The sequence below is a fragment of the Desulfurobacterium crinifex genome, assembly GCF_054656775.1.
Window position 1 is genome coordinate 122,369 of sequence record NZ_BAAHXO010000004.1, and the last position, 26,782, is coordinate 149,150.

The following is a 26,782-nucleotide window of genomic DNA, read 5'->3' on the forward strand; positions in this document are numbered from 1 at the left end:
TTTCATCAATTAAAATTTCCCTATTCTCTCCTTCTCAAAGGAAGTTAGAAGCGTTTCCTGGTAAGTGACAAGAGACAAGTAACGAGTAATGAGAAATGAGTAAAAGATTTATTATGACGTTACCCGTCACCTGTTACTTAATTCAATAGGGAGGAGGTAAGCATGAAAAAACTCTTTGCTTTTTTCTTTTTACTCTCTCTTCCACTGACAGCCCAGGCAGGAAACGTTGACACTTTCGGCATTGGTTCAAAAGCCACAGCGCTGGGAGGGGCGTTTTCGGGTTATGCTGATGATCCGTTTGCTGTCTACTATAACCCGGCAGGTCTTACACAGATTGAGAGTTCCATCTTTTCTATCGGAGCTGAATACCTGAATCCGACTCTAAAAATCCATAATTTTAAAGCAACAGATGGCAGCGATGTCAGAGTTTTACCTTACAACGTCTCATTCACAGACACTTCCGACAACCTCATTGTTCCCCACATAGGTTTTGCTACCCATCTCTTTAACAACATTTACTTTGGTATTGCAGCCTATATTCCTTATGGTCTTCATATTAAGTGGGAATCAGACCCCACAAAAAATCCTGCTGCTTATAACGGTTTTGAATCTTACTATTTAAGGGGAGTTGTAACACCAACCATTGCTGTAAAACTCACAGATAAGCTCTCTGCCGGTTTTGGAATATCTCTTGGAAGATCTGATGCTGGAACACAGAGGAGAATCTACTCTCCCTCAATTCCAACTTTTCACAACAAAATAATCAAAGGAGAGCTCAGTGACGACTTCAACTACTCTTTCAACGTAGGTCTGATGTACAAACCTTACGATAACCTTTCTTTTGGTATTACCTATAGATCAAGGACAAATACAGATTTTAAAGGAACTGTCGAAATCGTAGGTGTTGATAAAGTCAATGGAGAGACAAGTATAGACCACCCGGAGCAGATACAGGCAGGTGTTAAATATCAGCCGAACAAAAGATTAACTCTTACAGCAGATGTTGTCTGGACAAACTGGAGCACTGTTCATGATTATACGGTAAAGTTTGATAGACCCCTCGGGGGAGTTATATCGGAAGAACACTATCCAAGGGAGTGGAAGGACACAAGGCAGTTAAGATTTGGTATCGAGTACAAATGGAACGAGATAGTTACTCTCAGAGGTGGTTATTTTTACGACCCATCTCCAATTCCAGACAAAACCTTTGATATGCTCTGGCCAGATGCCGATAAGAAAACCTACTCTTTCGGTGTTGGTTTGAACTTTGGAAGGCTTTCAATAGATACAGTTCTCCAGTATAGCATTGCCGAATACAAGAGGGAAATAGGCGGTGAAAGCGTTGAGCTTAACGACAGTTACGAAACTGGAAATCCTGGAACTGTTGCCATGTCTGCAGATGGTCATCTATGGGGATATGGAATAACAGTTAACTACAGGTTTTAACGGGGGAAAAGATGAGGAAGTTGACTGGTTTACTGATGGCTTCTATGATATTCTTTTCCTGTGGAGGAAGTCTCCAGAGTACGGATTCAGCTCCAGAGATTCCAGCAAATGCTTCTCAATTTGAGAGGAACGGATTGGTGTTTGACCCATTTGCACAAGAGCCGGATAGTCCCTTAGGAATTCCATTCCCCAACGATATAATCTGGACATCTTCAGAGACAAAAGCTGATGAAGAGAACTATGTTTACCTTGACCCTTCAACTACAGAAGATCCCGGAACAAGAGCGCTCTATGAAGCCATAAACCAGCTAAAAATAAAAGGTTTAAGTCCAAATACACCAATACTTATTCCTCTTATGGACTCTATCCAACTGGATATGGAATCTCTTAACGGTAACTTGAAAATTTTTGACTTAACAGCCTTAGCTTTATGCCCTTCAGACAATACATTTTGTAGCTTAATAGATCAAACAGATAGGCTTGAGGTTATTCAAGAAAGAAATTACCTTAAACTTTATCCTATAAAACCCTTAGAGGCTGGGCATAGGTATGCCGTTGTACTTATAAATGGAATTAAAGATGTAAATGGTAATCCTATTCTTCCTCCTCAAGCCTATAACAAGCTTGAAGAAGATGGAAAACTTGATGAACTTTACGGAGCTCTTTCGAAAATTGATCCAAACTTAAACAAAGACACTATTCTTGAAGCATTCACGTTTACAACTGCAGATAAAACTCTCTCTGTTTTCGATCTTGGAGCTATAAAGAGCTACCTTGAAGCCCTCAGTCAGGGGGAAAATACAACGTTAACAATCTCGGGAATTTCCTATAGTGAAATAGAAAATGATTATAGAAACTTTGATTCAGAAAACACTACTCTGTCTCCTCTCTACGGTGTCTTTAAACTCATAGCTAACAACAGTAATCTCAAAGCTTTAATTTCTACAGGAAAATTCCCAGCATTTGATATCACAAAGCTTTCAGAACTCCTTACCAAAGTTAAATTAGAAGAACCTTTTGACATTGACGACTATGTCAAATTCATTCCTGTATACTTCGGAAACAGAGATCTATATAACGGCACTGTTTACATCTTCCAGCATGGACTTGGCGGAAGCAAAGAAAGGGTTGAAGCCCTTCTTCAAGATATCCAACTTCCAGTTATTGCAATTGACCTGCCTTTCCACGGAAACTATACAAAGCTCACAGAGAACAGTACTTTTGAATGCGGTGAAGGAAAATGTTTCCTCACATCAAACGTTGCCCAGGACAGGCTCAACATCTATCAATCTGTATTTAATTTAAGACTACTGGAACTTCTCTTAAGAAACGGTTTTTACGATCTAAACGGCGATGGAAACCCTGATAGTGCAAATACCGTGAATTTCCTTGGAATTTCCATGGGATCTATTGTCGGTTCAATCTACGCCAACTACGGAACTCCTGATAAAGTCGTTCTCAACGTTGGTGGCGCTAATTTTGTCTCCATCACTGATAGAGCAACTAACCAGTTGATTGAATCTCTCCTTGAATCAACAGGAGCTAAAAAGAACACAAATAAATACTGCATGCTCCTTGGAATTTTCCAGCTAATTCTTGATCCAGCAGATCCTCTCTACATTGGAGAAACAAAGAGCGATAGGACAATAATTCAGACTGCTTACAACGATACTGTCGTTCCAAACGTTTCAAACGAAGCTCTGGCAAAGAAAGTTGGATTCGACAGTTACCAGTCTATCGAACTACCAGATCCTGATAATCCTCCTGCAGATCTTCCTGGATGGTACATGTTCGGTGGTGGTGAAAACTGGGTAAACCATGCCTTCCTTCTTCACACAGAGGTTGAAAACTATCCAGAAGCAGAAGGACACTTAGACGTTGAATTCCTCCAGAAAGCTCAAAAAGCTGCAAGGGAGCAAATTAATAACTTCTTCAATCAGTAAAGAAAACACCTAACTTTTCTGCCCTCTACCTCTACGGTAGGGGGTACTTCTCTTTTACAGATTTCCTTTACTTTCGGACATCTTGGATGGAAAGGACATCCAACAATCTTCTCTGAAGGTTCAGGAATATTACCGGGAATGGGAAAGAGCTTTCTCTTTTCCCCTCCGTTTAAAACAGGAGAACACTCTATAAGTCCCTTAGTGTATGGATGAAAAGGTGTTTCAAATATCTCCTCTGTTCTTCCGGACTCAACCGTGTAACCTGCATACATAACAAAAACTCTTTGCGAAAACTCAGCTACAACACCCATATCGTGGGTTATAAGGAGAATTCCTGTATTTTTCTCAATAGAAAGATTTTTCAGTAAGTTCAAAATCTTTGCTTGAACTGTAACATCAAGGGCTGTTGTCGGTTCATCAGCAAGGATGTAGTCAGGATTACAAGCAAGCGCCATAGCTATTGCAACCCTTTGCTTAAGTCCACCGGAAAGGTGATGGGGATAAGCATTCATTCTCTCTTCAGGTTCCGGAACTTCAGCAAGTTTCAAGAGCTCCACAACTTTTTCCTCTATCTCTCCCTTCTCTGCTTTCCCATGATATAAAAGGGCTTCTCCTATCTGCTCTTTTATCTTCATCAACGGATTGAGAGAAGCGGAAGGATCCTGAAAGATCATTGAAACTTTTTCCCAGCGAAACTTACGGAGCTCTTCACCTTGGAGAGAAAGTACGTCTAATCCATCAACGTTTATTTCTCCTGCAATACGTAAGTTTTCTGGAAGAAGCTTTAAAATGGAAAGTGCTGTAAGCGATTTCCCGCTTCCACTCTCTCCAACTACTGCAACTCTTTCTCCCTTTTTAACTTCAAGAAACGCATCTTTAACAATCCTGTAGTTTCCTGTCTCAATTGAAAGATTCCCGACTACTAAAGACATTCTATCTCTACCCAGTAAGAGGTATCGGAAAAGATATCGGAATCAAAGTAGAGTTTTTTACATCTGATGGTCTTTCCCGAAGACTCCTTAGCAGCAACGTAATGACCGATAATCTCCGGAATCGTCCCAAGGAATCTACCATCCTCCGAATGGAGAGTATAGGTTACAGGAGATTCAGGGTTGAGAGGCTCTGCTTTCAGATAAACCTCCTGATTTTCCCTTATCACCCTTTCCCAGTTAGGTCTATAGATTCTTTTAGTTTTAATCGGAACAAAATACCTATTCTCTTTTGCCAGAAACTGATGAACGTTCTCATACTCTTTCAGCGAAAGGAGAAATTTGAGGAGCTCCCTCAAAATTGGAGCTCCAGAGTTTTCAAGTTTCAACCCATAAATTCCTATCAAAGGCCAAAGCTCATTTTCTTCAAAAGCACTTCTTATCTCCTTTTTATACAGCTTTACAATCAGAGGATTCTTCTTCCAGAGAGATTCCAAAGTGTTAAAGAGGTTTTCAACACTTTCAGGAGAAAAGGAAAACTCCTTTAGTGATTTTATAAACTCCCTTAGTCTGGATTTAAACTGTTTACGGTAGAAAAGTCTCGTCAGCAACCATCTCCTGTTTATTTTCTTGTAGAGATTCTCAACCATTTCTCTGTCTAAAAACCAGTTAATGTAGATGGTTGCCTTCTTTAGCTCCTTCTCCACTACCGAATCTATCGACGGCCTGAAGGCTTCCCTGTGAAAAATCTCAGTAAACATGTTTTTTAAAGTCCCTTTAATCGTTGTTACTACCTTCTTAAAGTCTGCTTCCAGTTTTTCGCTCCTAAGAACAATTTCAAGCTTTACATCTGCACCATCCATTACCTGAGTAATCTTCGGTATGATGACAATCCCTCTTCTCTCAACTATCTCAAGGTTTGAATATGCAAGATGGGTTGGGAAGAGATACTCTAAGTTTTGAGCAAAGTACTCAAGAAGAGACGTAACTGCCGAGTTTAAAACGTCATCCGATATCTGTATTAACTTCTCTATTTTCATATTAGGAAGTTCTTCCCTTCTTTCTTCCTTCTCTGGAACAACCAAGAGGTTCTTTTGAAACCTCTCCCAGATTGCTATCTCAAGGTAGTTTTCAAGCAATCTAAGAGTTCCATCCTCTTCCCGCAGGTATTTCTTTGCACTATCCCTTATTCTCTTTGCCTTTTCAAAACTTTTTATCTCTCTTTTAGAAAGCTCCCAAAATTCTTGCGAAAAGTGAATAAATTCCCCTTCCACGGGATAGAAAAAGTTCTTCAAAGCTTCTGATATAAACCTGTAAGAGTTAATTCTTGAAATCTCTTTAACCTTGAGAAGCTGAAAATCAACACTTACACTCTTTTCTGTTGAAGCAATCAGAAGAGAAGGAGAGTTTGGAAAACTCTTCCTGAAAAGCTTTATCTTCTCGTAAACGTAACTTTTTGTCAGATATTTAAAAGGCAGATACGAAAAGACCATCAACACTCTATCAGAATTATTCAGAAACTTCTCTGTCTTCACCGGAACAGAAAGTCTATCCGAAAGGTACATGGAAAAGGGCAACGCCAAAGGATCTGCCGGGTATATGGCAGAAACTTTTGAATCAAGTTTTTTGAACTTTTCTATAAAAAAATCGAGAGCATCGATAACAAACTCCTGCCTCAGCTCATCCGACTCAAAAAGCAGAGAAGTACTTATTTCCTTAACTTTCATGTTCTTTTAGAACCTCTTCAAGTATTTTCAGTCCGTAGTCAATCTCTTCCTCTGTGATAACAAGCGGTGGAACAAACCTCAAAACATTTCCTGCTGTACAGTTAATAATAAGTCCTTTTTCAAGAGCTGACTTTACTATATCAACACAAGGAATCTTACAGACAGCACCAACCATAAGTCCCTTTCCTCTCACATAGTCAATGACACCAGGAAATCTGTCCTTCAGTTCTTCAAGCCCCTTCCTAAAATACTCTCCTTTCTTTTCCACCTCTCTCAGAAAACTCTCATCCGAAACAATTCTCATGACCTCAACACCAGCTCTTGTAACGAGAGGATTTCCACCAAAGGTTGAAGCGTGGAGACCTGGCTTTAGAACATCTGCTGCTTTCCCTTTTGCCACTATCGCTCCAATTGGAACACCATTTCCAAGAGCTTTGGCAAGTGTCATTACATCCGGTTCAACACCGTAATGCTGATAGGCAAAAATCTTTCCGGTTCTTCCAATTCCGGTCTGAACTTCATCAAATATGAGAATAGCATCTATCTCATCTGCTATCTTTCTCAATCCCTCTATGAACTCCTCTTCAGCAGGAACAATTCCACCTTCACCCTGAATTGGTTCAACGATTATTCCAGCAGTTTTCTCTGAAACCACCTCTTTGACAGAGTCAAGGTTGTTAAATTCAGCAAATTTGACTCCTGTCAGCATGGGGCCAAAGCCTTCATTGTATTTCCCCTGTCCTGTAACAGAGACTGCTGCCATTGTCCTGCCGTGAAAGGACTGTCTAAAAGCAACTATTTCGTACTTTTCTGGATTCTTCTCTGTTCCGTACCTTCTTGCAAGCTTTATAGCTCCTTCATTTGCCTCTGCTCCACTATTGCAGAAGAAGACCTTCTCTCCAAAGGAGTTTTTACAAATGAACTCCGCCAGTTCTGCCTGAGTCTCTATGTGAAAAAGGTTTGAAACGTGAATCAACTTCCTCGCCTGATCACAGATAGCATCAGAGACAGTAGGATGACAGTGACCAAGATTGCAGACTGCAATTCCTGCTAACATATCAAGGTATTTCTTACCTTTATCGTCGTAGAGCCAGCAACCCTCTCCCTTTACAAAAACCACCGGGAATCTGTTGTAAGTCTTCATTACAAAATTCTCTGTCTTCTCAAAAACGTTCATCTCCTACCTCTTCTCCTGATTCTGTATTGTTGATCTCAACTACTTCTATTTATACCATGGTAGTTTATTCTATAGTTGCCAGATTTAAAAGAGTTAGTTCTCTTTACTTCCATTAGAAAAAATAGAAGCGAAGAATAGGATTTTTATTGAATCTTTACTTAAATAAAGAAGATAAATAAAGCAGGGCAGGAAGCCCTGCAGGGAAGGATTAGACGTCCTGAATTGCTCCTTTTGCGGCAGAAGTTACAAGCTTCGCGTACTTTCTGAGGAGTTTTGATTTTATCTCTTTCTGTTTTGGTTTGAAGTTCTCAAGTCTCTTTTTGAGCTCTTCCTCAGAAATGAGGAGCTCAAGCTTCCTCTCAGGAATGTTTATGTGAATCTTATCCCCTTCCTGAACAACTCCAATAGGACCGCCTTCTGCTGCCTCAGGAGAGATGTGACCAATGCAGGGACCGTGGGTTCCACCTGAGAATCTTCCATCTGTAATGAGAGCAACCGATTCTCCAAGTCCCATTCCCATTACAGAAGCCGTTACGGCAAGCATCTCTCTCATTCCGGGACCACCTTTGGGCCCTTCATATCTGATAACGATGATATCTCCAGCTTTTATCTTTCCATCCATTACAGCTTTCATTGCATCTTCTTCACAGTCAAAGACTCTCGCAGTCCCGGTAAAGACCTTCATCTTATCTGAGACTGCACCCTGTTTAACAACAGCCCCATGTGGAGCAAGGTTACCGTAGAGAATCGCAATCCCACCCTCTGGACTGTATGGGTTGTCAACCGGCCTTATAACGTCCTCATCCCAAATCCTTGCGCTTGCAGCAATCTGCTTGATGTTCACTCCAAGAACTGTTGGGTTATCTTCTAAACTATCGTAAAGTCTTTTGAGAACCCCTGGAACTCCTCCAGCAGAGTGGAGGTCTTCCATCAGGTACTTTCCACCAGGTCTCATGCTACATATCTTTGGAGTTTCTCTGCTCAGGTCGTCAAAGAGTTTAATTTCAAAAGGAACTCCCGCCTCATGGGCAATTGCCGGAAGGTGGAGAACCGTGTTTGTAGAACCGCCGAGGGCGAGGTCAACCCTTATTGCGTTTCTGAAAGCTGCTGGTGTCAGTATGTCCCGTGCCTTTATCCCTTTTCTAACTAACTCAACAATTTTCTCTCCAGATGCCTCTGCTATTCTTTTCTTCTCTGCCAGCGGTGCAGGAGAGGTTCCGCAGTATGGAAGGGACATTCCGAGAGCCTCTGAAAGACAGGCCATCGTGTTTGCAGTAAACATTCCTTGACACGATCCTGAAGAAGGACATGCTGCTCCTTCGAGCTCAAGTAGTTCCTCAAGTGTTATCTCTCCTGTCTTGTACCTTCCAATAGCCTCAAATGTATGGGTAACAAGGTCAAGCCTTTCCTTTCCTCTCCTTCCTGCAAGCATTGGACCTGCTGTAACAACAATTGCAGGAATATTTAGCCTTGCAACTCCCATAAGCATTCCGGGAGTTATCTTGTCGCAAGCTGTAAGAAGGACAACACCATCAAGTTGATGGGCAGTTACAACATCTTCAACTGCATCGGCTATGAGTTCCCTCAATGGGAGAGAAAATCTCATTCCTTCATGTCCCATAGCAATACCGTCACAAACAGCAGGAACACGAACAACAAACGGTGTACCGCCAGCCGCTGCGATTCCTCTTTCTATAAACCTCTCAAGAGAGAACATATCGACATGACCGGGAACAAGATCTGTCCAGCTTGATATTATTCCGATCAGAGGTTTATCTATGTCCTTCCTCTGAATTCCGGTTGCCATCATGAGAGCACGGGCAGGAAGCTTTTCGAACTCCCTCAAAACATCACTTCTCATTCTCAACTTCCTCCTTGGCTTTCTTCATGAGAAGCATCATCTCATCTCTGAGCTTCAGTCTCTCTTTCTTCATTCTTTCCAGTTCGAGTTCTTCCTTGGGTGTAATGACAGCTTTTTTCTCCAGTTCATCTATCATGTCGTCCAGTTCTTGATGTTTCCTTTCCAGGGTCTTAAAGTGGTGAAATTTCTCCCTTGCAAGAGCCTTTAGATTCTCATCCCTGAGCATTTTCTCCTCCTCTATCAAGTTTAAGCCGGTAGATAAAAGCACTCTCTCTACCATAATAATTTTTTCTGACAGAGATTTTCTCAAAACCGGAACTACCGTAAAGTTTAATTGCATTTAAATTGGATTCTCTAACTTCAAGAAAAATCTCTTTAACGTTTCTATTTTTACAGTAATCTATTAGTTCATAAAGTAATTTTTTTCCTATTCCTCTACTTCTCATACAAGGTGCAACCGCTATCCTATTCAATTCGCAGGAATCTCCTACTATCCAGGCTACCAGATAACCAACAATTTCTCCATCCACTTCTGCAACGATAAACCAAGAAAAGGAAAGAGACAACTCTTTCTCAAGAAGCTCTTTTCCCCATGGATCAGGAAAAGATTCCTTCTCTATTTTTAGTATAGCACTTAAATCTTCCCTTCTACAGTCTCTTACAAGAAGGTTTTGCATCGTGATCTCTTACGTAGTAGAAGTGAAGAGATTTGAGCATCTGAGGAGCTTCAAAAGGAAGAAGTGCAGCAGTAAGGGAAAGGGGAGTTGTCTCATACAGAGCTTTGAACTCGTTTTTTATAGTTTCCGGAACAGTTCCCTTATAAACAACTCTATACTCAGAACGCTCTCTCAGGGCAGAGAACAATTCTTCCTCAGTCAAATCCAAAACCTCTGTAGAATCCCCAATCCTTTCCCTGATTAGTGTATAGTACCTATTTCTTCTACCAGGAAAGAGTGAAACCACAGGTAATCCCATTTTAAGGATCCCAAAACCCACAAGTTGAAGAGTTGAAACCGCTTTCACATCAAGTCCTAAGACCCTCAAGGATTTTCCAACAGTAACAGAAAGCCTCACTCCTGTAAATGAACCGGGGCCTGAAGTAACCACAGCAAGGTTTACATCTTCTTTTCCTATACCTGATTCCTTTAATAGTCTCTCTATTTCTACGAAAACTCTCTCAGCATGTTTTCTGGACTGATTCCACATGGAGACGCCTAAGGGTTCCCCTTCTTTCACAAGGGAAACACTTCCTTCAGAAGTACAAAGATCTATTCCGATAACCGTCACGGCTTTCCCTGTTCTATGCTGTCTTTATTACCCTTACTAAAATAGGCTTTCCTCTTTCATCAACATCCAGTATTTCTATCTTAACATTTGCAATATCTATCGTCTTCCGTTTCTTGAGAACAACTCCTCTCTCCTTAGAAACCTTCTCTATAAGATCAACCAGATACTTTTCCTCTTCAAAAGGAATGTGAACACCCAGCATCTCATTTAAGGCTTCAACCGTTATATATGGATCTATGATAACTGCTGTTCCAGGTGGAACACTCTTAAAAGTCAGGAACTTCCTGACGAAGAAAAGAACCAAAAGAGAAATAGATCCCAGCAAAACATCCTTGAAATTATGCCCTGCAATGATGATTTCTCTTGCAATCGCAATCAAAAGAACATCAAAAACGATTCTTGGTTGGTGTTTTATGAGCATAATGATGAGTTCGACAACGATAACAAACATCAAGAGAGGAGAAATGATCTCTTTCAGACTCTCTGTAGCATCTTTCATATGACCTGAGAAGATTATCTCTTCAATGTGAAAGAAATGAGGAGACATTGCCAGAAATTCAAAGAAGAGAACAAAAGAGATAACCAGCAAAGCTACGGTTATAGCAATAAGAAAAACTTCTGAGGTCTTTAACAGAAAACTTTCTACTTTCTTCAAAAACATTTTCCTATCTCCCCAAATACCATTTGATTATTTCATCACCAAACAGTATTGTAATGTATGTCCCTGCAGAGAGAAAGGGTCCGAAAGGCAGTGCAAACTTTACATTTTTACCCTTCAGAACCATAAGGGCAATTCCAACAACAGATCCAATCAGTGAAGCAAAGAATATCGTCAACAACACTTTTTCCCATCCTAAGAAAGCACCAATAACTGCCATTATGTTGGCATCTCCATATCCCATACCTTCTTTACCTGTAAATATGTAGTAGGTCTCAATGATAAAGAGAATAATTCCTGCTCCAAAGGATGCTCCTAAAATGGAGTCCTTGAAAGAGATAACAGGAACAAAAAGCGAAAGCAGAATTCCTGCAACCATTGCAAAATAGCAGAGCTTTACAGGAACGAGCATTGTCTTTAGATCAATCATAGAAACCACAATTAACACATAGATTAGAATCAGAAAATAGAGAGAGACAAATGAAACTCCATATCTCCAGATAACTCCTGCTGTAAGAATTCCTGTTAAAAGTTCTATTAGAGGATATTGAACTGAAATTTTCTCCCCGCAGTTTCTACACTTTCCCCTTAGGATCAAATAACTGATAATTGGAATGTTGTCATACCACTTAATCTTTTCACCACATTTAGGACAGTGAGAAGATGGATAGATTACAGATTCTCCCATAGGGATTCTGTAGGTGCAGACATTGAGAAAACTACCTACAATCGTTCCAAATATAAACGCCATTAGGTATTCCATTTAGTGAGTCTCTCCAGAAGCTGATTTAATAAACCTTATCATGCCCCTTAAAAACTCTTTCCACTCCTCTATAGCCTTCGGAAACTCATCAATGAGAACCTCTATTGTTTCTTCCTCTTTCCCCTCAAACATGAGATCATCAATTCTAAAGATTTTATCCTCAAGTTTTGCTATAGCCTCTTCAAGTCCATCGTATATGGGAAGTATCTTTGAACCATTTTCAACAACCTTAACAGTCCACTCTAAGGAATCCAGAAGGTTATTGAGGTAAAGCTTTGCCAAATCCCCTTTTATTTTCCAGTCATTAACTATTTGATTGATCGAAACAACCATTGCATCAAGGGCCATTAGTGCCAACTCTATCTGTTTCTTTATCATGTTCACAGAAGGTTCTGTTACTATGTTTATGGTTTCCAGATCTTTTATCTCGTCCACCTTCGTCGGATGAAGTACTTCACCGTCTTTTTCAACGTACTTTATGGAACGTTCCGGAAAGAGATACCTGTACTCAATAAGCCTCAAGAGCCCTGACGTAGTTTTAGGCATTTTGCTGCTAACTTCTATCTCTTGATATTTGCCATCTATCCTAACTCTCATTTTCTTTCTGTCCTGAGACATTTTCAAAGAGCACCTCCAGGGCGTCTTCCTTTGAAAGTTTAATAGCTTCCTGTCTGCCAACAAATAGAGATGCTAAAAATCGCAGAAACTTCAAATTCCCAAGGGGAAATTTAATCCCTTTCACAATCTTAACAATTGCAGAGAATTCTTTTTCAAGACTCTCCTTCCTGTCATACCTAAGTGAAAGGGTCTCTTTGAGAGCTTCCAGCAGTTCCCGGTTCTCTTCACGGATTCCATTTACTAAGGCTATCTCATTTGTGATTCCAGCTCTCTGTCCCGTCAGTGCCAGAGCATTCCCTCTCATATAACCCAGACCCTCAACAGCACCCAAAAGAGAAAACTCAAAAGGAATCCCGGATCTTATCATCATTGCAACCCTGTGAAGTGTCTCAAAATCGAAAATATTCAATCTACACAGAAGCTGTCCAAGGAGAGAGCTCTCTGTTGGCAAAGTAGAAAGGTCACCTGGAGGTCTGGCAACATTCTTGAAGGGAAAGAACTTTCCAGATGTATAAAAAGCCAGAACATCCGAGTTATCATCAACATCCAGCCCCGTAACCTCTTCCACTCTATCCCTTATCTTCTGTGCTTCTTCATAAAAAGATTTACCTGTAAAAAGCGCAACTGTTGACGGATTCAGTTCCCTTCTTATAAAGGGTCTCACAATAAAGGAATAGAGATACGTCCTCTCTATTCCTGCTTCAAGGCTCTCCTTAGCTGACTGAAGTCTTTCCTGAAATTCCCTGTAACAGAATGGAGAAACAAAAGAAGAAACAAGGATTCTGGTAAGGAGAGAAGGCTTCCCATCCACTATAAAACCTGTAGATTCCAGCTCCTCCAAAATCTCCTCAATCTCGTTAATGAGGAGCGGATTCCTCTTTATGCTGAACATTGACTTCACAGCCTCTTTCCACCTATTTCCATACCTTATCAGAGGCCCCAGAATCATTAAGCTCAGATAAGCCTTTCTCCTGTTGGGACAGGCAGCACTCTCTCTTCTCTCTATTCCAGAAGAGAGGGCAGTTTCAAAGGGCATCTGGAGCTCCTCTTCAAGAGCTTTTTCAAGAGCTCCTTCCTTTGCCCCAGTCACGACTATAAATGAGTAACCTTTCTCTGAAAGTCCAAACCTTCCTGCCCTTCCCTCCATTTGAAGAATTGTAAGAGGATCGGGAAAAAAGCGATACTTGTAGGTAAACCTATCAAAACTTCCTCTGACAAAGATAACAACGTTATCTGCCGGAAGATTCACTCCGTAAGCAAGGGTCTGGGTAGCATAGAGCCGATTGAGATTCCCCTCTTTAAACTCCTTTTCTATCTCTTCTCTTTCTTCTTGCGGAACATCTGCATTGTGGAAAGCAACTATATTTTTACTCTCCGTTTCCTCCACTTCAAATGGCAACGTTTCATTTAAAACTTTTCTGTTGTAGATTGTATTTTCCACCTTCAAAGACTGCCAGCCCAGATCTTTCCTTGGAACAAACGCAATCGTTTTTCCCTCTAAGTTCAAATATTCCAAGACGGATACAATCTTCTCTTCTGGAGAACTCTTGGGAGCCTTTATTTTTCTCAAAAGCTTTGGCATATTGAAAACCTTTCTCTCTAAGGGAACGGGTCTCCATTCCGATTCAATGAACAGTTCCGCATCAATCCATCTTGCTAACTCCTCCGCTCCCGGTATGGTGGCAGAAAGGGACAAAACAGGAATTTCCTCCTCAAGACAATAACTGACGATTTCCTCGATTCCTGCTCCCCTCGAAGGATCTCTGATTATGTGTATCTCATCAATCACCACTGCACCGGCATCTTCAAACCATCTGGCTCTGTTTCTCGCAGCAGAAAGCAAACTTTCATAGGTGGCGACAACTGCTGGCTGAACAATTTCATCCAGTTCCTCTACTAAATCGCCAGTTCTTATCCCTATCGCTCTGAAGAAACTTCTGAATTCTCTGAACTTTTCCCATATCAAAGACCTTGTAGGGGCAGTGTAGATAAAGCGTCCATTGTCCCTGTTCTTTAAATAGAAGAGAAGAGCTATCAATGTCTTTCCGGAACTTGTAGGAGAAGAGACAAGAGCATTCCCACCTTCGTAAAACTTGAAGAATAACGTCTGAATAGGATTGAGAAATTTAAAGGAAACCTTTAACTCTGTATCCTTTACAGGAACAAGAGTCTCTTTTTTTAATTCGCCCTCTAAGATATACTCTACAACTCCTGTTTTACCATTAAATTTACTTGATTCTAAAACTTTGATTATTTTCATTTTCTCAGAAAACTCCTAAATTAATGGATACGTAAATTCTAATCACCGGAGGTAGGCATGCAAATTTACATCTTTGAGTGTAACAGCTGCGGTGCCGAGTTTGAAGAGGCAATTTATACTCCTCTTCAATTAATGGAGATCAAGTGTCCATTTTGTGGATCTGAAGATGTTGAAGTAATCGACATTGCAAATGCCTGCTCACCGTTTGGCTGAGGCTAAAAATAAAGGACAGTTTGTCCTTTGAAATCAACCTTAGGGTATGCCTGGAAGGCATGCCCTTCAAATATGGATTATAATAGAGTTAATCGCTAATCTGAGAGGTGAAAATTGTTGATGAAGATAGTCCTCCTCCTAATCGTTGTTGGTGTGCTCTTTGGATGGGACAAGATAGTTAACCTCATTAAGTCCTTCTTTGTTGCAAAAGAGGAATTCAAGAAGGGACTGGAAGGAGAAGAGGAAGAAAAAGAGAAACCCGTTATAAAAGTAGTCAACAAGGAGTGATCTACTTTAGAACCTCAAGTGGATTAATCTGATAAACTTTTCTATTGTATACTTTGTTAATCTCGAAATAGATTCCAGTTTTTCCCCAGTCTCCGGATACTCCAGCAGTACCAATAACTTCTCCTCTTTTAACCGTCTGCTTTGGCCTAACGAAAATCTTGTCCAGATTGCTGTAAACGGTCTGGTAACCTTCCGGATGCTCAATCACAACAACATTCCCGTATGTCTTTAGAAAATGCTCATCTTTTCCTGCAAACTTTACTATGCCTGTCTCAGCTGCTTTAACCTTAGTTCCTGGACGACTAAGTATAAATATTCCTGGATATCCCTTTTCCCTCACAGTTGGATCAACTCTCCCATCAAGGGGAAATTTAAACTGAATTGGCCTATTAAGTTTCAGGACATCCCTATAACCAACAAGGATTTTTAACTTCTGTCCGGGTCTCAGAATGTAGGGTTTTCTCAGTCTGTTCTCTCTTATTATAGTTTTTGGAGAAACTCTAAACTTCTTGGCTATTTTGATAACAGAATCTCCTCTCTTTACTCGATAGTACTTGTAAACAGGTACCTTTGAGAAAAGTGAAGATTTATAAATTGCACGATTATTCGTTTTAAAACTTGATTTTTTCTTCTTTGAACTCCCTTTTTTCGAATAACCATGCGTAGATGGAACTTTTAACCTCTGTCCGGGCCTGATAATATAAGGTTTCTTCAAATTGTTAAGCGCTATAAGTTTCTTTACAGAAGTGTTGAAACGCTTTGCTATCTTCGCAAGAGAATCCCCCTTTCTCACTTTGTAGTAAATATAAGTTTTTTTCTTACTTACTCTTCCTTTAGTGGGTATTCTTAACTTCTGTCCAGGTCTGATTATGTATGGCTTTCTAAGGTTGTTTGCTTTGATTATCTCTCTTACAGATACTCCATATCTCTTTGCAATCTTCCCTAAGTTATCACCCTTTTTAACGGTATATGTCACATCAGCAAAGGCAGAAATTGTCAGCATCAAAAGACTAATACAGAACAACAAAATCTTCATAGTTACCTCTGGATTCCAAAAACTGATATTCAATATCTGTCACTTTTGCAAAGAAAGGTCCTTCTTTCAGATAGTTCAGAAACCTAATAAGTTTCTCCTCATCTCCCTCAGCATAAACTTCAACTCTTCCATCGGGAAGGTTCCGAACAAACCCTTTTAATCCAAGGAGTTTCGCCTTATTTCTTGTAAAAGCTCTGTATCCTACTCCCTGAACTCTCCCACTGACAAAAGCCTGTAGTGCTTTCACAGCCAGCTCTCCAAGTCCTCGATTGCCCTTAATCCGTTCTTGTAACCTGATTCAAAGAAGATTTCTACACTCTCAAAATCAAAGAGAGAACCATCAATCTTGTGGTTTACAAGGATATCACAATACCCGTGCCTCTTTTCCTGATTTTCAATTACACCTGCAAGGCTTATTCTGATTGCTACATCAATCATTGATGAAGGATCAAACTCTTCAGACACAAGATTAACATTTGAACAGATATTCACGGTGCAACCAAAAACTTTCGGCATTTCTGCAGGAAGACAGTTTCTTATCCCGCCATCAACGTAGTAATTTTTACCTATTTTGTAAGGAGCAAAGAGAGGAGGAATTGAACAGGAAGCTACAACGTAATCCACAACCTTTCCTTCTGTTACAAACTCTGGCTTCAGGGTTTTCAAATTTACAACGGTAAGTCCAAAGGGAATTTTAAGATCTTTAAAATCAGCATCTCCTATAAGTTGCAACAATCTATCCCTTAGGCCAGAAAGGGAAAATACCCCACCTTTAAATGTTGGTTTAACCAAATCTCTCCATGAAAGGTTTGCTGCCAGCTCTTTTATTTCTTCTGGAGAATATCCGGCAGCGTAAAGAGCACCTATTACTGCACCAGCACTGGAACCTGCTATGAAGGAAGGAGATATTCCCTTAAACTCAAGAGCCTTTAAAAGACCAGCATGGGCGACTCCTTGAACGAAGCCGCCCGAAAGAGTTACTCCTATTTTCATTAGAACTCTAATTCATCTCCTGGATTGAGAATCTGAACGTCAACACCTCTTGCTTCTGCAAGAGCTTTAAAGTCCTCTGGTTCAGCATCAATAATTGGCCATGTCTTGAAGTGCATTGGAATGGCTAATGCCGGTTTGATGAGTTCTGCAGCTATGGCTGCATCTCTGATGTCCATCGTAAAGTTTCCACCAATTGGAAGAAGAGCAACATAAATGTTCTCGTATTTACCAAGGAGTTCCATATCCGCAATAAGTCCAGTATCTCCAGCATGGTAAACGTTTTTACCTTCCACTTCAACAATTATTCCGCATGGACTTCCAAGAGTAACGACCTTGTCATCCTCAATCACAGAACTCCCATGAGCTGCTGGAACAAGTTTCACCCTTCCAAACGGGAAGTTGTAAGTGCCACCAATGTGCATTGCATGAACATTCGCACCCTTAGACTGACAGTACTGAGCTACTTCAAAGATACTAACTATCGTTGCCCCTGTTCTCTTTGCGATCTCAACAGCGTCACCAAGGTGATCACCATGACCATGGGTTACAAAGATATAGTTGAGATCTGTAAAATCCTCAGGCTTTGCAATTCCCCATGGATTTCCTGTAAGGAATGGATCTATAAGAGCTTTAAGTCCTTCCCCTTCAAGGTAAAATGTTGAATGTCCAAGGTACCATAGCTTTGCCATCTCTTCCCTCCCTTATAAAGCCGATTTGATTTCATTTAACTTTGAACGAACTTTAAACCTGATTTTCCCATAGAGAGGGTCTTTTTCCGCAAGAACCACCAGAAACGTATCGTTTATAAGCTTATAAACCAGAAGTGTATGTTTTCCTGTAAACAAAACCATCTCTTCAAGGCTGTCTCTTTCCCCGAACACTTCCTCCATGGTCTCTATTAATCTATTTACCGGATTGACTATATGAACAGATATTTCCTCTGGATCTACATCAATATCGGGTTTGTCATATCTATAAACGATGAATCCCTCCTCATCCACTATAGCTATTGACTTGAGCTCAGGTATCGAATTTGCAATCTCTCTAAGCTTTCTCTCCATACCCCCCTCTCAGAAACTATATTAATCCCCTTTCTATAAGAACCTCTCCAATTTGGACAGCATTTAGAGCTGCCCCCTTTCTCAGATTATCCCCCACAATCCACAAGTTTAACCCATTTCCTATTGTATCATCTTTCCTAATCCTGCCAACAAGAACATCATCCTTTCCTGCAACATCTATCGGAGTTGGGTAGATAGCATTTTCAAAATCATCTATTACAGTAACACCCGGAGCCTTTTCAAGAGCCTCCCTTGCTTCCTCAACAGAAATGGGTTTCTCAAACTCAATGTTTACAACTTCTGAGTGTCCTATGAAAACCGGAACTCTTACACAGGTTGGAGATACCTTTATTTCGTCATCGTGCATAATCTTCTTTGTCTCGTTTATCATTTTGTGTTCTTCCCTTGTATAGCCATCAGGGAAGAACTTATCAATGTGTGGAACGCAGTTGAAGGCTATCTGCTTTGGAATTTTGTTTGGTGGTGGAACAGGTTTTCCTTCAAGAACAGCTTTTGTCTGCTCTTTCAACTCCTCTATAGCTGCAGCACCAGCACCAGAAACTGCCTGATATGTTGAAACCACAACTCTTTTAATTCTTGAGATATCGTAAAGAGGTTTCAGAACTACAACCATCTGAATAGTTGAACAGTTAGGGTTTGCAATTATCCCTTTGTGCCAGTCAACATCTTCAGGGTTAACTTCCGGAACGACTAAAGGAACATCAGGCTCCATCCTGAATGCAGAGCTGTTATCAATTACAACTGCTCCCCTCTTTACCGCCTCTGGAGCAAACTGCTTACTCCTATCTCCACCAGCAGAAAAGAGAGCTATATCTATTCCTTCAAAGCTTGAAGGCTTTAGCTCTTCAACAGTTATCTCTTCACCTTTAAACTTCAGCTTCTTGCCAGCAGACCTTGCAGAAGCAAGAAGTCTCAGCTCTGAAACTGGAAAGTTCCTCTGCTCTAAAACCTTTATCATCTCCTGTCCAACTGCCCCTGTTGCACCAACAACGGCAACTCTGTATCCCTTCATCTCTTACCCCTACATTCTCTTTATCTCTTCGGCAATCAGGTCTCCCATCTCCTCAGTTGAAACAAGCTTTGTTCCTTCAGAATAGATATCCTTAGTTCTGTAACCTTTAGCAAGAACTCCCTTAACAGCCTCATCAATTGCCTTCTCAACTTCTGGCATATCAAATGAGTAAGTAAACATCATTCCTACAGAGTTAATCGTTGCAATCGGATTAGCGACGTTCTGCCCTGCAATGTCTGGAGCTGAACCGTGAATTGGCTCGTAAAGTCCGATCTTTCCACCTATGCTTGCAGATGGAAGCATTCCAAGGGAACCAGTAAGCATTGCACAGGCATCTGAGAGGATATCGCCAAACATGTTTGTTGTAACTATTACATCAAACTGCTTTGGCCATCTGATTATCTGCATTGCTGCATTGTCAACGTACATGTGGTTGAGTTCAACATCTTCGAACTCTTTGTGAACCCTTTCAACAACCTCTCTCCAGAGAACCGTAGCCTCAAGAACGTTAGCCTTATCAACACTTGTTACTTTTTTGTTCCTCTTTCTCGCAACTTCAAAAGCTACCCTTGCAATTCTCTCAACTTCGTGCTCTCTGTATCTGAGAGTGTTTATTCCAACTCTCTCTCCATCATCTTCAAAGATTCCTTTCGGAATTCCAAAGTAGATACCGCTGGTGAGTTCCCTTATTACCATTATGTCAACGCCTTTAACAACTTCTGGCTTCAATGTTGAAGCGTCTATTAACTCATCGTAAAGCTTTGCAGGTCTTAAGTTCGCAAAGGCATTTAGGAGCTTCCTCATTCCAAGGAGAGCTCTTTCAGGTCTTATGGAGAAATCGAGATTGTCCCACTTTGGACCTCCAACAGCCCCAAGGAGAACAGCATCAGAAGAGAGAATTATCTCCTTTGTCTCTTCTGGAAATGGAATTCCATATTCATCAATTGCAGCTCCACCAATAAGACCATACTGGTACTCAAGCTTTACGTCAAATTTCTCAGAAACTGCATCCATTACTTTAACAGCCTGCTTAACTATTTCAGGCCCAATTCCATCACCCGGAAGAACTGCTATCTTAAACGTCTTCAACTTTCTACCTCCAAATTTTTACTGATTTTTCTAAACTTCTAACCTTCCAATCCACTAAACTTCCATATTTATTTCAATCCCAGTTTCTGCTTTGCATACTCCATAAGACCACCGGCATCCATAATTCTTCTTATGTCTGGAGGAATTGGATTAGCCTTGTACTCTGTCCCCTTTGTAACGTTTTTAATCACTCCTGTTTCCGGATTTATCTCAACGATATCCCCCTCTTCAATTCCTTCTACCGCTTCTGAAGACTCAAATATCGGAAGTCCAATATTAATGGCGTTTCTGTAGAAAATTCTTGCAAAAGACTTCGCGATTACAGCAGAAACCCCAGCAGCTTTTATGGCTATTGGAGCATGTTCTCTTGAAGAACCGCATCCAAAGTTCTTTCCAGCTACAATTATGTCTCCCTCTTGAACTTTCTTTGGAAATTCTGGATCTGCATCCTCCATAACGTGCTTTGCAAGCTCGGAGGGTTCAGAAGTGTTCAGATACCTTGCAGGAATAATTTCGTCTGTATTAATGTCATCTCCAAACTTAAAAGCTCTTCCTTTAAAAACTTCAGACATTTTATCCTCCTGAAATTATTTGTGGCAGGTAGAAATTTAGGCAATTATACCAGTAAAAGTAAGGAAACACATATTGGGCTATTAACGGCTGTAGCGTATTCTACAAACGCTTAATTTCGAAAATTTAAATCTCCCCGACCCTCCTTAGAAACAGGAATTTTTCTTATTTCTCCTTATCATAAGGAAAAACCATAGGCTAAGAGGTTAAGCACCTCATGAATACACTACGATAGCATCTGGTAATTTCATTACTTGAGGAAAAATAGATAGGTTGTTCAGGAGCTTTTGAAATTTGGAAGGGAGCAGAAAGGAGGGTTGGAATGAAATTGGTTGCGGGGGCGGGATTTGAACCCGCGACCTTCGGGTTATGAGCCCGACGAGCTACCGGACTGCTCTACCCCGCGTCATTGATATGGAGCGGGCGACGGGATTCGAACCCGCGACCCTCAGCTTGGAAGGCTGATGCTCTAGCCAGCTGAGCTACGCCCGCCCTTTAGTGGTGGAGGGGGCAGGATTCGAACCTGCGTAGGCGTCAGCCGGCGGATTTACAGTCCGCTGCCTTTGACCACTCGGCCACCCCTCCAGCATGGTGCCGGCTGAGGGAGTCGAACCCCCGACCTGGTGATTACAAGTCACCCGCTCTAGCCAACTGAGCTAAGCCGGCACTTACTGGACGGTGAATAATATAGGTGGTTCTTTTCTGGTGTCAAGTGCCAATCAAAAATTCTTACCCAACAAAACGATTTTAGAATACTACAAACACATCGGTTTTCAGGAATCCATGGTTTCGTATAATTCTTTCACTATTTTCAATCCTTTGAGAAAAACCCGATTCAAAGCGGAGAAACAAAATGCAAATTTTGATCACGGGACCTTTACACGAAAATACCGAAAGACTAAACGGATTAATAGAAGTTTCACAGCCTGAGGTCGTTTTTATTATTGGTCCTCTTAAGCTTTTCCAGCCCTTAAAACTTAATCTGACTTGGTTTTTTGTTAGAGGTAAAGAAGATAACTTAGCTCCACTGCTAAAAAGCAATGGCATTGACATGTTATCAAGAATATTCCAATTCAAAAATGGTTCAACGTTTTCAGGTATCAGTGGAATCTATCACCCATCAACCATTAAATTGACCAGAGGAGAATGGATAAAATCAAGAGGAAAACTGGAAAAACACAAGCAAAATTACCTATTCAAAGAGGATATAGATTCTCTTGTACAAGCATTTAAAAATTCTGGACTTGAAAGATTGGACATGTTCTTCATTGCAGACTCTCCTAAAAAACAGATCTTCAAAGAAATCATAGAGCTTGTCAAACCAAAATATCTATTCTTCCCTTCCGGTTCATATATAAAGGAAAAGGTAGGAGAAACAACTTTCATAGGACTTGAGAATATAACTTCTCCTAAGGGAAAATATATTCTTCACCTTTGATAGAATTAATTCTCATTAAACCCAAGATAAAAAAGGAGTAGCAATGGAATTTGGATTCAAAGATTCCTGTGGAGTCGGTTTTATCGCAAACATTAAAGGAAAGAAATCCTATTCAATAATAGATAATGCCTTAAAAGCCGTGTCAAACCTTACCCACAGAGGGGCAACCCTTGCAGATGGAAGAACAGGAGATGGTTCAGGCATTCTCTTCCAGATATCCCACGAATTCTTTATAAAAGAGGCAAAGAAGATAGATAAAAGCTTTAATGCTGAAAAGGTTGCAGTTGGTACTTTTTTCCTTAAAGGAAAAGTTGACGAAGCTTTAAAAGTTATAGAGAGTGAAACAAAGCTTGTTCTTGGAAACTGCGTTATCAGAGAAGTTCCCATTGATGAGAATGAGTGTGGAGAAATTGCAAGGAAATCAATACCTGAGATCTTTCAGGTTATTGCTCCGGCAAATAAAAGTTCTATTGAAATTTACATTTTGAGAAGAAAACTTGAAAAACTTTTAAAAGAAATATCTTACGAAAACTATGTTGTCTCATTTTCTGACAAACTTGTTGCCTACAAAGGAATGCTCCTTGCTCCAGACCTAAAGAGATTCTACTTAGATCTTCAGAATGAAGAACTAAAGAGTTCCCTCGCCATCTTCCACCAGAGATACTCGACAAACACAAACCCAGAGTGGAGACTTGCCCAACCTTTAAGGCTCATTGCCCACAATGGAGAAATAAACACAATCACTGCAAACAGGAATTTCATCAAAACAATTGAACCAATAATCGATTCCCCAGTTTTGGGAGAAAGGATAAAAGAAGTTCTACCCCTTGTTGAGTTTGACGAAAGTGATTCAGCATCCTTAGATAAAGTCTTTGAGCTCATGGTAATTTGCGGAATAGACCCTGCAGTTGCGATAAACGTCCTGGTTCCACCGGCTTACGAGCTTCTTGATAATTTGACAGACGAGGTAAAAGCCTTCTTCCAGTACTCAGCCTTTCTCATGAAACCATGGGATGGTCCAGCAGCAATTGCCTTTACGGATGGTAGAGTAATTGGTGGGAAACTTGATAGAAATGGTCTAAGACCTGCAAGGTACGTTATAACTGAAGATGGAGAGATCATCTTTGGTTCTGAAGTCGGAATGGTCGACGTTCCAGAGGAGAAAGTTAAAGAGTTTGGAAGGTTAAAACCCGGTGAAACAATTGTCGTTGACACCAAGGCTGGAACTGTTGAAAAGAACGACGAGATACTGAACAAAATCGCCTCAGAATTTGACGTTGAGAGAGAAGTCAGGAGAAAGCTCTTTAAGCTCAAAGGAACAGAAAAAGTAGAGCCTGAACCTTCAGAGAAGCTAAACAAGGAACTCGTAAAGTTCTGTTTTTCCAAGGAAGATCTGGAAGAAGTGGTCGAATACATGGCAGAGATGGGCAAAGAGCCCGTTTTCTCAATGGGAGACGACACGCCGATTCCAAATCTTCTTGATAAACCTTACCTCCTTTTTAGACACTTTAAGCAAAAATTTGCTCAGGTTACAAACCCTCCAATTGACCCAATAAGAGAAAAGGCTGTAATGTCCTTAAAAATAAGATTAGGTGCTAAAGTTAATTTCCTTGACCTAAAAGGTAAAGTTCCAAGAAGACTTGAGATAGATTCTCCGCTCCTTACACCTTCAGCGTTTGAAGAAATTAAAAAAGCTAAGTTTCTGAAGATTAAAACCTTCAAGATAGAGTTTGAAAACTCCCTGAAAGATGGACTTAACAAGCTCTTTGAAGAAGTCAAAAATTCAATCATTGAAGAAGGTGTTGAAATAGTCATCCTATCAGATAAAAACGTTAAATACCCAATTCCTTCCCTCCTTGCAGTCTCTGGACTTGTAACGTTCCTTGAAAGAGAAAAACTTCTCCACAAAGTCTCAATAATTGTTGAGACAGGAGAGGTTAGAGACACTCACCAGATAGCAGCTCTGATTGCATTTGGTGCCTCAGCAGTTTATCCGTATCTGGTATTTGAGTACTTAAAAACAAAGGAGATCGATCTAAACCTTTCCTATTCTGAGCTTGAAGCAAACTACAAGAAGGCAATAGACACAGGACTCCTCAAGATAATGTCAAAGATGGGTATCTCTCTTCTTGCATCCTACCATAGGTCTCAACTTTTTGACGTTGTGGGAATCTCAAAGGAAGTAATAGAAGAGTACTTCCCCTATACATTCTCCCCTATTGGTGGAATCACACTTGAAGATATTGAAGAGATTGTCAAAGAGAGGGTAAAGCTTTCGGAAGAGAAAGAAGAACCTGAGTACAACGGAGAGCTCAAATTCCGTCCCAATGGAATCCACCACTCGTGGAATCCTGAAGTTGTAAGAGGAATCTTCAAGGCTGCAAAGAGTGGAAAGTACGAAGACTTTAAAGAGGTTGTTAAAGCAGTTCAAAAAAGGCCAACCTATATAAGAGACCTGCTAAGGATAAAATCCGATAGAGCTCCCATTCCAATAGAAGAGGTTGAACCTGTAGAGTCAATTGTCAAAAAGCTCATGGTTCCCGGAATGTCTATTGGGGCTCTTTCAAAAATTGCCCACGAAGTTATCACAGAGGCAATGAACATTCTTGGAGCAAAGAGCTGTTCTGGTGAAGGTGGAGAAGACCCTGAAAGATACGGAACTATCAAAAACAGTAAGATCAAGCAGGTTGCATCTGGTAGGTTCGGAGTTACACCTGCCTACCTTGCATCTGCCGAGGAGATTGAAATAAAGATTGCTCAAGGAGCAAAGCCAGGAGAGGGTGGACACCTTCCAGGACACAAAGTTACTCCTTACATAGCGTCTATCAGGTTCTCTGTTCCAGGAGTTGCCCTCATCTCTCCACCTCCACATCATGATATCTACTCCATCGAAGATTTAGCCCAGCTCATCTATGACCTTAAACTTGCAAATCCAAAGGCAAGAATCTCCGTTAAGCTCGTTGCCGAAAGTGGTGTTGGAACTGTAGCCTCTGGCGTTGCAAAGGCAAAGGCTGACCTCGTTCAGGTTAGCGGTGCAAGTGGTGGAACTGGAGCCTCCCCTCTTTCTTCAATAAAAGGTGCTGGAATGCCTTGGGAGATTGGACTTCCTGAAACACAGAGGAACTTAGTTGAAAATGGCCTAAGAGAGAACGTAGCTCTAAGAGTTGATGGTGGATTCAAGATAGGAAGAGATGTTGTGATAGCGGCTCTCATGGGAGCTGAGGAGTTTGGATTTGGAACAGCGGCAATGATTGCTGAAGGTTGTGTAATGGACAGGGACTGCCACACAAACAGATGCCCTGTTGGAATAGCCACACAGGATGAAAACAGAATAAAGAGGTTCAGAGGAGCAGTTGAAACAGTTGTCAACTATTTCAGGCTCGTTGCTGAGGACATAAGACACATATTAGCAAAAATGGGATATAGAAGCCTTGAAGAGATTATCGGAAGGTACGATCTCCTTGAAGAGAACGAAGAGGTCAAAAGCAAGTTTAAACTGGCAAGAAACCTTGATCTCAGCTTTATAACCAATAACCCGGTTTACAGGATTGAAAGAAAAGATTACCCCTACAACCCAGTGGAGTCAAAGCTCAACGAAAAGATTGTTAAAGACGTCCTTCCATACCTTGAAAGGGGAGAAAAAGTCTTTAAGGAATATGAGATTAAAAACACAGACAGGAGCGTTGGAGTTTCCCTGAGTTACCACATAGTAAAACTATTCGGTAAGGAAGGAGCTCCATCAAGCCTTGTTCACCTCAAATTCCACGGAGTCGCAGGTCAGAGCTTTGGTGCTTTTCTGCCATCAGGAGTAACTTTGGAACTTGTAGGAGAAACAAACGACTATGTTGGAAAAGGGCTCGGTGGAGGAACAATAGTTCTGAGATTTCCCGAAGAGTTTAAAGGAGAAACTACTGAAAACGTAATTGCTGGCAATACAATCCTTTACGGGGCAACTGGTGGAGTTCTCTTTGCATCTGGAATTGTTGGAGAAAGGTTTGCAGTCAGAAACAGCGGTGCAATAGCAGTTGTTGAAGGTGCAGGACAGCACGCCTGTGAGTATATGGTCAGAGGAATTGTTGTAATTCTTGGAAAAGTTGGAAAGAATTTTGGTGCAGGAATGACAGGAGGAACTGCCTTTGTCCTTGATGACGAGATTGAAGATAAGATTAACAAAGACTACGTTGAGGTAAGAAAACTTTCAAATGAGGATTACGAAGTTCTAAAATCCTTACTCTCAAAACATTATAAGTTTACAAGGAGTAAAATTGCAGCAGCTATCTTAGAGAATAGATTTCTCTTGGAATCAATCAGGAAAGTTGTTCCAATAGGAGTTAAAGAGCTTGAAATAAAGCTTTCAGGAATGGACAAATTGCCTGACTAATGTTTTTGGGA

At 40.8% G+C, this 26,782-nt stretch carries 25 protein-coding genes and 4 tRNA genes; 6 read left to right on the plus strand and 23 right to left on the minus strand.

Annotation, left to right across the window (positions count from 1 at the left end; genetic code table 11):
- Window positions 1-162: 162 nt before the first annotated feature.
- On the plus strand, window positions 163-1,446 hold the full coding sequence (locus ACYQ3A_RS02410) for an OmpP1/FadL family transporter (RefSeq protein ID WP_459895385.1): 1,284 nt from the start codon (window positions 163-165) through the stop codon (window positions 1,444-1,446).
- A gap of 11 nt (window positions 1,447-1,457) precedes the next feature.
- Entirely contained in the window at window positions 1,458-3,389 is a 1,932-nt protein-coding gene (locus ACYQ3A_RS02415; protein WP_459895387.1) for an Ig-like domain-containing domain, read from the plus strand.
- Here ACYQ3A_RS02415 and ACYQ3A_RS02420 read toward each other — a convergent pair.
- The 11 genes from ACYQ3A_RS02420 to ACYQ3A_RS02470 form a co-directional block, all read right to left on the minus strand.
- The gene (locus ACYQ3A_RS02420) at window positions 3,383-4,321 is read right to left on the minus strand and encodes an ABC transporter ATP-binding protein (protein WP_459895388.1); all 939 of its coding nucleotides are present in this window, start codon (window positions 4,319-4,321) and stop codon (window positions 3,383-3,385) included. The genes ACYQ3A_RS02415 and ACYQ3A_RS02420 overlap by 7 nt on opposite strands.
- Window positions 4,312-6,045, minus strand: coding sequence for a hypothetical protein (locus ACYQ3A_RS02425; RefSeq protein WP_459895390.1), 1,734 nt, complete (start codon window positions 6,043-6,045; stop codon window positions 4,312-4,314). Before ACYQ3A_RS02425 ends, ACYQ3A_RS02420 begins: the two co-directional genes overlap by 10 nt.
- The gene (locus ACYQ3A_RS02430) at window positions 6,035-7,222 is read right to left on the minus strand and encodes an aspartate aminotransferase family protein (protein WP_459895392.1); all 1,188 of its coding nucleotides are present in this window, start codon (window positions 7,220-7,222) and stop codon (window positions 6,035-6,037) included. The genes ACYQ3A_RS02425 and ACYQ3A_RS02430 overlap by 11 nt, the downstream gene beginning before the upstream one ends.
- Window positions 7,223-7,430: 208 nt before the next feature.
- Entirely contained in the window at window positions 7,431-9,083 is a 1,653-nt protein-coding gene (gene ilvD / locus ACYQ3A_RS02435) for a dihydroxy-acid dehydratase (RefSeq protein WP_459895394.1), read from the minus strand.
- Window positions 9,073-9,309 (minus strand): HP1242/YdcH family protein, encoded by a 237-nt coding sequence (locus tag ACYQ3A_RS02440; protein WP_459895396.1) that lies wholly within the window; start codon window positions 9,307-9,309, stop codon window positions 9,073-9,075. Before ACYQ3A_RS02440 ends, ilvD begins: the two co-directional genes overlap by 11 nt.
- Window positions 9,296-9,760, minus strand: coding sequence for a ribosomal protein S18-alanine N-acetyltransferase (gene rimI, locus ACYQ3A_RS02445; protein WP_459895398.1), 465 nt, complete (start codon window positions 9,758-9,760; stop codon window positions 9,296-9,298). Before rimI ends, ACYQ3A_RS02440 begins: the two co-directional genes overlap by 14 nt.
- Complete coding sequence (gene tsaB, locus ACYQ3A_RS02450; protein WP_459895400.1) at window positions 9,732-10,370, minus strand: tRNA (adenosine(37)-N6)-threonylcarbamoyltransferase complex dimerization subunit type 1 TsaB; 639 nt, start codon at window positions 10,368-10,370, stop codon at window positions 9,732-9,734. Before tsaB ends, rimI begins: the two co-directional genes overlap by 29 nt.
- A 13-nt stretch (window positions 10,371-10,383) precedes the next feature.
- Complete coding sequence (locus ACYQ3A_RS02455) at window positions 10,384-11,031, minus strand: hypothetical protein (protein WP_459895401.1); 648 nt, start codon at window positions 11,029-11,031, stop codon at window positions 10,384-10,386.
- Between the two features lie 4 nt (window positions 11,032-11,035).
- Window positions 11,036-11,791 (minus strand): prepilin peptidase, encoded by a 756-nt coding sequence (locus ACYQ3A_RS02460; RefSeq protein WP_459895402.1) that lies wholly within the window; start codon window positions 11,789-11,791, stop codon window positions 11,036-11,038.
- Complete coding sequence (locus ACYQ3A_RS02465) at window positions 11,792-12,409, minus strand: hypothetical protein (RefSeq protein WP_459895403.1); 618 nt, start codon at window positions 12,407-12,409, stop codon at window positions 11,792-11,794.
- Entirely contained in the window at window positions 12,378-14,669 is a 2,292-nt protein-coding gene (locus tag ACYQ3A_RS02470) for a DEAD/DEAH box helicase (protein WP_459895404.1), read from the minus strand. Before ACYQ3A_RS02470 ends, ACYQ3A_RS02465 begins: the two co-directional genes overlap by 32 nt.
- A 57-nt stretch (window positions 14,670-14,726) precedes the next feature.
- Between ACYQ3A_RS02470 and ACYQ3A_RS02475 the strand changes: the two genes are divergently transcribed.
- Window positions 14,727-14,882: an FmdB family zinc ribbon protein gene (locus ACYQ3A_RS02475; protein WP_459895405.1), complete on the plus strand. Its 156-nt coding sequence runs from the start codon at window positions 14,727-14,729 to the stop codon at window positions 14,880-14,882.
- A gap of 120 nt (window positions 14,883-15,002) precedes the next feature.
- Window positions 15,003-15,170 carry a twin-arginine translocase TatA/TatE family subunit gene (locus ACYQ3A_RS02480; RefSeq protein WP_459895406.1) on the plus strand — a complete coding sequence of 56 codons (168 nt, stop codon included), beginning with the start codon at window positions 15,003-15,005 and terminating at the stop codon, window positions 15,168-15,170.
- A gap of 1 nt (window position 15,171) precedes the next feature.
- Here the strand turns inward: ACYQ3A_RS02480 and ACYQ3A_RS02485 are convergent, their stop codons facing one another.
- The 12 genes from ACYQ3A_RS02485 to ACYQ3A_RS02540 form a co-directional block, all read right to left on the minus strand.
- The gene (locus ACYQ3A_RS02485; protein WP_459895408.1) at window positions 15,172-16,206 is read right to left on the minus strand and encodes a murein hydrolase activator EnvC family protein; all 1,035 of its coding nucleotides are present in this window, start codon (window positions 16,204-16,206) and stop codon (window positions 15,172-15,174) included.
- The gene (locus tag ACYQ3A_RS02490; RefSeq protein WP_459895409.1) at window positions 16,181-16,453 is read right to left on the minus strand and encodes an acylphosphatase; all 273 of its coding nucleotides are present in this window, start codon (window positions 16,451-16,453) and stop codon (window positions 16,181-16,183) included. The genes ACYQ3A_RS02485 and ACYQ3A_RS02490 overlap by 26 nt, the downstream gene beginning before the upstream one ends.
- Window positions 16,450-17,199 (minus strand): patatin-like phospholipase family protein, encoded by a 750-nt coding sequence (locus ACYQ3A_RS02495; protein WP_459895410.1) that lies wholly within the window; start codon window positions 17,197-17,199, stop codon window positions 16,450-16,452. Before ACYQ3A_RS02495 ends, ACYQ3A_RS02490 begins: the two co-directional genes overlap by 4 nt.
- A complete protein-coding gene (locus tag ACYQ3A_RS02500) occupies window positions 17,199-17,888 on the minus strand; it encodes a metal-dependent hydrolase (protein WP_459895412.1) in 690 nt (229 codons plus the stop codon). Before ACYQ3A_RS02500 ends, ACYQ3A_RS02495 begins: the two co-directional genes overlap by 1 nt.
- A 12-nt stretch (window positions 17,889-17,900) precedes the next feature.
- Complete coding sequence (locus ACYQ3A_RS02505; RefSeq protein ID WP_459895414.1) at window positions 17,901-18,260, minus strand: roadblock/LC7 domain-containing protein; 360 nt, start codon at window positions 18,258-18,260, stop codon at window positions 17,901-17,903.
- Between the two features lie 16 nt (window positions 18,261-18,276).
- A complete protein-coding gene (locus ACYQ3A_RS02510; RefSeq protein ID WP_459895416.1) occupies window positions 18,277-19,293 on the minus strand; it encodes an aspartate-semialdehyde dehydrogenase in 1,017 nt (338 codons plus the stop codon).
- A gap of 9 nt (window positions 19,294-19,302) precedes the next feature.
- The gene (leuB, locus tag ACYQ3A_RS02515) at window positions 19,303-20,382 is read right to left on the minus strand and encodes a 3-isopropylmalate dehydrogenase (RefSeq protein ID WP_459895417.1); all 1,080 of its coding nucleotides are present in this window, start codon (window positions 20,380-20,382) and stop codon (window positions 19,303-19,305) included.
- Between the two features lie 68 nt (window positions 20,383-20,450).
- Window positions 20,451-20,954, minus strand: coding sequence for a 3-isopropylmalate dehydratase small subunit (gene leuD, locus ACYQ3A_RS02520; RefSeq protein WP_459895418.1), 504 nt, complete (start codon window positions 20,952-20,954; stop codon window positions 20,451-20,453).
- Window positions 20,955-21,281: 327 nt separating this feature from the next.
- Window positions 21,282-21,358, minus strand: a tRNA-Met gene (locus ACYQ3A_RS02525).
- A 9-nt stretch (window positions 21,359-21,367) separates the two neighbouring features.
- Window positions 21,368-21,444, minus strand: a tRNA-Gly gene (locus ACYQ3A_RS02530).
- A 7-nt stretch (window positions 21,445-21,451) separates the two neighbouring features.
- Window positions 21,452-21,537, minus strand: a tRNA-Tyr gene (locus tag ACYQ3A_RS02535).
- Window positions 21,538-21,541: 4 nt separating this feature from the next.
- A tRNA-Thr gene (locus tag ACYQ3A_RS02540) sits at window positions 21,542-21,618 on the minus strand.
- A 187-nt stretch (window positions 21,619-21,805) separates the two neighbouring features.
- On the opposite strand from ACYQ3A_RS02540, the gene ACYQ3A_RS02545 reads away from it, so the two are divergent.
- On the plus strand, window positions 21,806-22,390 hold the full coding sequence (locus tag ACYQ3A_RS02545; RefSeq protein ID WP_459895419.1) for a hypothetical protein: 585 nt from the start codon (window positions 21,806-21,808) through the stop codon (window positions 22,388-22,390).
- Window positions 22,391-22,433: 43 nt separating this feature from the next.
- Window positions 22,434-26,771 (plus strand): glutamate synthase large subunit, encoded by a 4,338-nt coding sequence (gene gltB, locus ACYQ3A_RS02550; RefSeq protein ID WP_459895420.1) that lies wholly within the window; start codon window positions 22,434-22,436, stop codon window positions 26,769-26,771.
- Window positions 26,772-26,782: the final 11 nt, after the last annotated feature.